This is a genomic window from Streptomyces lancefieldiae (assembly GCF_031845825.1).
Taxonomy (GTDB): Bacteria; Actinomycetota; Actinomycetes; order Streptomycetales; family Streptomycetaceae; genus Streptomyces; species Streptomyces lancefieldiae.
Genome location: NZ_JAVRFH010000151.1, coordinates 1 through 3,679, shown reverse-complemented (window position 1 = coordinate 3,679; position 3,679 = coordinate 1). Strand labels below are relative to the sequence as shown.

General features: G+C 68.7%; 4 protein-coding genes and 1 pseudogene. All 5 read left to right on the top strand.

Features of this window, described 5'->3' with window-relative positions:
• On the top strand, nucleotides 1-213 hold a 213-nt coding region (locus RM812_RS40965), incomplete at its 5' end, for a hypothetical protein (RefSeq protein WP_311585926.1).
• 76 nt (nucleotides 214-289) lie between these two features.
• A pseudogene (locus tag RM812_RS40960) lies at nucleotides 290-502 on the top strand (hypothetical protein); the annotation flags it as partial.
• A 209-nt stretch (nucleotides 503-711) separates the two neighbouring features.
• Nucleotides 712-1,212, top strand: coding sequence for a hypothetical protein (locus RM812_RS40955; protein ID WP_311585924.1), 501 nt, complete (start codon nucleotides 712-714; stop codon nucleotides 1,210-1,212).
• 370 nt (nucleotides 1,213-1,582) lie between these two features.
• On the top strand, nucleotides 1,583-2,935 hold the full coding sequence (gene istA / locus RM812_RS40950; RefSeq protein WP_449657864.1) for an IS21 family transposase: 1,353 nt from the start codon (nucleotides 1,583-1,585) through the stop codon (nucleotides 2,933-2,935).
• Nucleotides 2,932-3,660, top strand: a complete 729-nt coding sequence (gene istB / locus RM812_RS40945; protein WP_311585920.1) for an IS21-like element helper ATPase IstB — start codon at nucleotides 2,932-2,934, stop codon at nucleotides 3,658-3,660. Before istA ends, istB begins: the two co-directional genes overlap by 4 nt.
• Nucleotides 3,661-3,679 lie beyond the last annotated feature (19 nt).

The following is a 3,679-nucleotide window of genomic DNA, read 5'->3' as shown; positions in this document are numbered from 1 at the left end:
GAGGCCCGCGCGAAGATCACTTCCGCCCTGCTCGCGCACGGATGGGAGCGCGGGGCAATCGAGGAGGTGCTCGACCTGTACAACAGCGAACTGGCACGCCGGATCCGCGAAGAGCGCAAGGCCGTGGAAGCCGAGAACATCGCCTCACACGCTTACCTCTTCGACGGCATGGACTACGCGGCCGACATCATCGACCCGCACTCGCCGAGCTGACCCACTGAGGTTGCCCCGTATGGGGTGTGAGCTATCCAGTGACGGCCAGGCTGTGCAGCCGGGCGATGCCGAGCATGGCCTGCGCCGAGACCTCGACGCCGTGACCGCCGTCCTCACCCTGTACTGGAGCTCGGGCAGCACCGAAAGCGCCGTGAACCGCATCAAAAAGATCAAGAGACAGCTCTACGGACGCGCCGGTTTCCACCTTCTCCGGAAGATGATCCTGCTGCAGCAGCCCGGAAGCAGGCATTTTGCTGATGCGGGTTCGGCGGGCCAGAACATCGTGTGATCACCCTTGGGCCTTGACCCTTGACCTTGGACACACGAGACACTGGATCCTGAGTCAGGTCTTGCCGACGCCGAGCTGAGGCGAGACCGCCCCGCCCCGGTCTGATCACACACAGACCAGGGCGCGCTGCCGGTCAGGCAGCTCCGCCTTTCCAGGCTGCGGTCACCGAGCACGCGGCGGCCGAGGGGAAGAGCCGGATCGACGTGGAGATGGCCGCGAAGAAGACCGTCCGGCACCCGCAGGACGTACCGGGCGCGCGCCGCCTCGGCCTGCCGCTCCAGCTCCACAAGATCTTCAAACGTGTGTGCCACCCCGGGTTCCTACGCCGCCGCCTCGCCCCTGCCCGGCACCTGCCGGTCACAGACGCCACCGCCGGTGGCGAGCAGCTGCGCGATGCGTTCCCCGGTGGGACGCGCGCGAGTGATGTCCGGGCCGGAGCGAACGGCCGGGCCGGTGAAGAAGAACTCCGGCCGCACCCCGATGATCGGACGATGACAGACCGCCGCCCGCTGGGCACCGGACCCGACCGTACCGCCGCCTCCCGCGCGCAAGACACCGCCCCAGCGCCGCGCGCCCCGCTCGCCGCCGAACGCCTGCCCGCCGCCCCGGCCACCACCGAGCCGAAGCCCGCACGCCCGCCCGCCGGGCGCCGCATCCTCGGGGCCGGCCCCGACGCCCAGGCGGTGACGTCCCCCACCCCCTCCCACTGACACGCGTGCCGCGGCGGGATCCCGTCGACGTGACGGGAAAAGCACCGGCTCCCCCCTGACGCGTCCGGTGCGCCTGCTCCCTCCACCCTTCTCCTGGCGAGGCATACGGGGGCTTCAGGGGGTTGTCAGCACCCCGACCACGCTCAGACGGGGCGCTGAGCAGTGGTGACGGCACGGCCTGTCGGCGTACAAGCGAACGTGCACCACTTCGTACGGATGAAAGTGCACCATTTTTGATGCGGTGACGGGGTGTTGGCCGTAAGTCTGCTGCTGTCGTTTCGGGGTGGCAGGGAGGCGGCTGACGGTGGTCTTGGATCCACATCGCTGGCTGGAGTTGAGGCGGTTCCGGCCGCTGTATGAGTCCGGTGCGATGAGCCTGCGGGAGATCGCGAAGGAGACCGGGCTGAACCGCAGGACGGTCAGCAAGTACCTCAAGGACCCGGCCTCGCTCGCGCCGCCGAAGAGAGAAGCAGCAGATCAGCGGCCTCGGCGGGTGGTGGACGACGTCGCGCCGCTGATCGACGCGATGCTCAGGTCCGAGATCCTTCTCAAGGGAAGGGTGATCCATGAGCGCCTCGTCCAGGAGTACGGGGTTAGCATCAACTACCAGCGGGTGAAGCTCTATCTGCAGGAAGCACGGCCCCGAATCGCGGAGGAACTGGGCATCAGCCCGGGCGAGCTGGCGGGCCTGCACCGGCGCTTCGAGGTCGTCCCCGGTGCTCAGGCCCAGGTCGACTGGGGCGACGAAGGCAAGATCCTCGCCCATGTCGGCATCCCGAAGGTCTACTCCTTCCACATGACGCTGTCGTACTCGCGCGACCCGTTCTGCTGCTTCACCACGAGCCAGGACCTGGCGACGTTCTTCGACTGCCACCGGGCCGCGTTCGCGCACTTCGGCGGGGTGCCGATGAGTATCGTCTATGACCGCACCAAGACGGTCGTGCGCCGGCATGTCGCCCCCGGGGAGGCGGTCCCGTTGCACCCGGAAGCGGTCGCCTTCGCCGGCCACTACGACTTCGACATCGACGTGCTGGCCGCCTACCGGCCCCAGGGCAAGGGCCGGGTCGAGCGGCAGGTGAACATCGTCCGCGACCACGTCCTGGCTGGCCGGGCTTTCTCCTCCATCGAGGAGCTGAACGCAGCCTTCGCTGCCTGGGTCCCGCTGCGGCGGGCGAAGGTCCACGGCACCCACGGCGAGGTCATCGGACACCGGGCCGTGCGCGATCACATGGCCCTGCGTCCGCTGCCGGTGACCCCCTACGTGGTTACCCAGAGGCACCTGCGGCATGTCGGCAAGGACTGCCTGGTCGCCTTCGACGCGAACCTCTACTCGGTGCCCGCCCGCAAGGTCCGCCCCCGCCAGCTGGTCGAGGTCCGGGCCACGAAATCGCAGGTCAGCCTGCATTCCACTGTTCCCGACCCAACCGGCCAGACCCTGCTGGCCGTTCACCCGCGGGCTGTTGGCCGAGGTGCACGCATCGTGGAGGAGACGCACTGGGACGGCCTTCCCACTGGCGCCGGCCGCCGCGTCACCACCGGCGACGACGCTCTGCCCTCACCCCGCCGCAGCCAGCCGCCGCCGAAGGCGGATGCCGGACCGCTGCAGGCTCTGCTGAACCGGGCCGCCGCCGCGAACATCGAGGTCGGCCGCCGCCCGCTGTCGGTCTATGACGAGCTGACCGGCACCCGTCCCTTCACCGCCCCGACCAAGGAAGCCCGTTGAGCGAGCTGACCAGCACCCGCATCCGCACCACCGCCGCCAAGCTGGGCCTGCCGCACCTGGCCGAGGCCCTGAACCAGTACGTCCAGCGGGCGGACGAGGCCAAGATGGGCTACCTCGACTTCCTCGACCTGGTGCTGGCCGAGGAACTTGCCGTCCGCGACGACCGGCGCTTCCGGAACGGCCTGCGGCTGTCGAAACTGCCGCACCACAAGACGCTGGAGGACTACGACTTCTCCTTCCAGCCCGACCTGGACCCGCGCAAGGTCAAGGACCTGGCCACCCTGTCCTTCGTCGAGGACAAGGCCAACGTCGCCCTGCTCGGGCCACCCGGGGTCGGCAAGACACACATCGCCGTCGCCCTGGCCGTCGCGGCCTGCCGGGCCGGCTACTCGATCTACTTCACCAGCCTGGACGACATGGTCCGCCACCTCAAGGCCGCTGAGGACCAGGGCCGGCTGATCAGCAAGCTCACCAGCTACCTCCGCCCCGCGGTTCTCGTGGTCGACGAGGTGGGCTACCAGCCGCTGGAACGGGCCGAAGCGAACCTCGTCTTCCAGGTGATCTCCAAGCGTTACGAGAAGGGCTCGATCATCTTGACCTCGAACAAGACCTTCGGCAAAGCGCACATGTTCCGGCGAACCTGTGCCAGGCGGCACCGAAACCCACCAGGTTCGGCGAGGCTCAGGTGCTCTCCAGGCGGTGGCTCTTGTGCCAGGCCGCTCTGAGGGCTTCGAGTTCGGAGTG

Excerpts from the sequence above, each read along its gene's own strand:
- RM812_RS40955 (WP_311585924.1), top strand. The coding sequence starts at position 712 with ATGGCCGCGAAGAAGACCGTCCGGCACCCGCAGGACGTACCGGGCGCG.
- istA (WP_449657864.1), top strand. The coding sequence starts at position 1,583 with ATGAGCCTGCGGGAGATCGCGAAGGAGACCGGGCTGAACCGCAGGACG.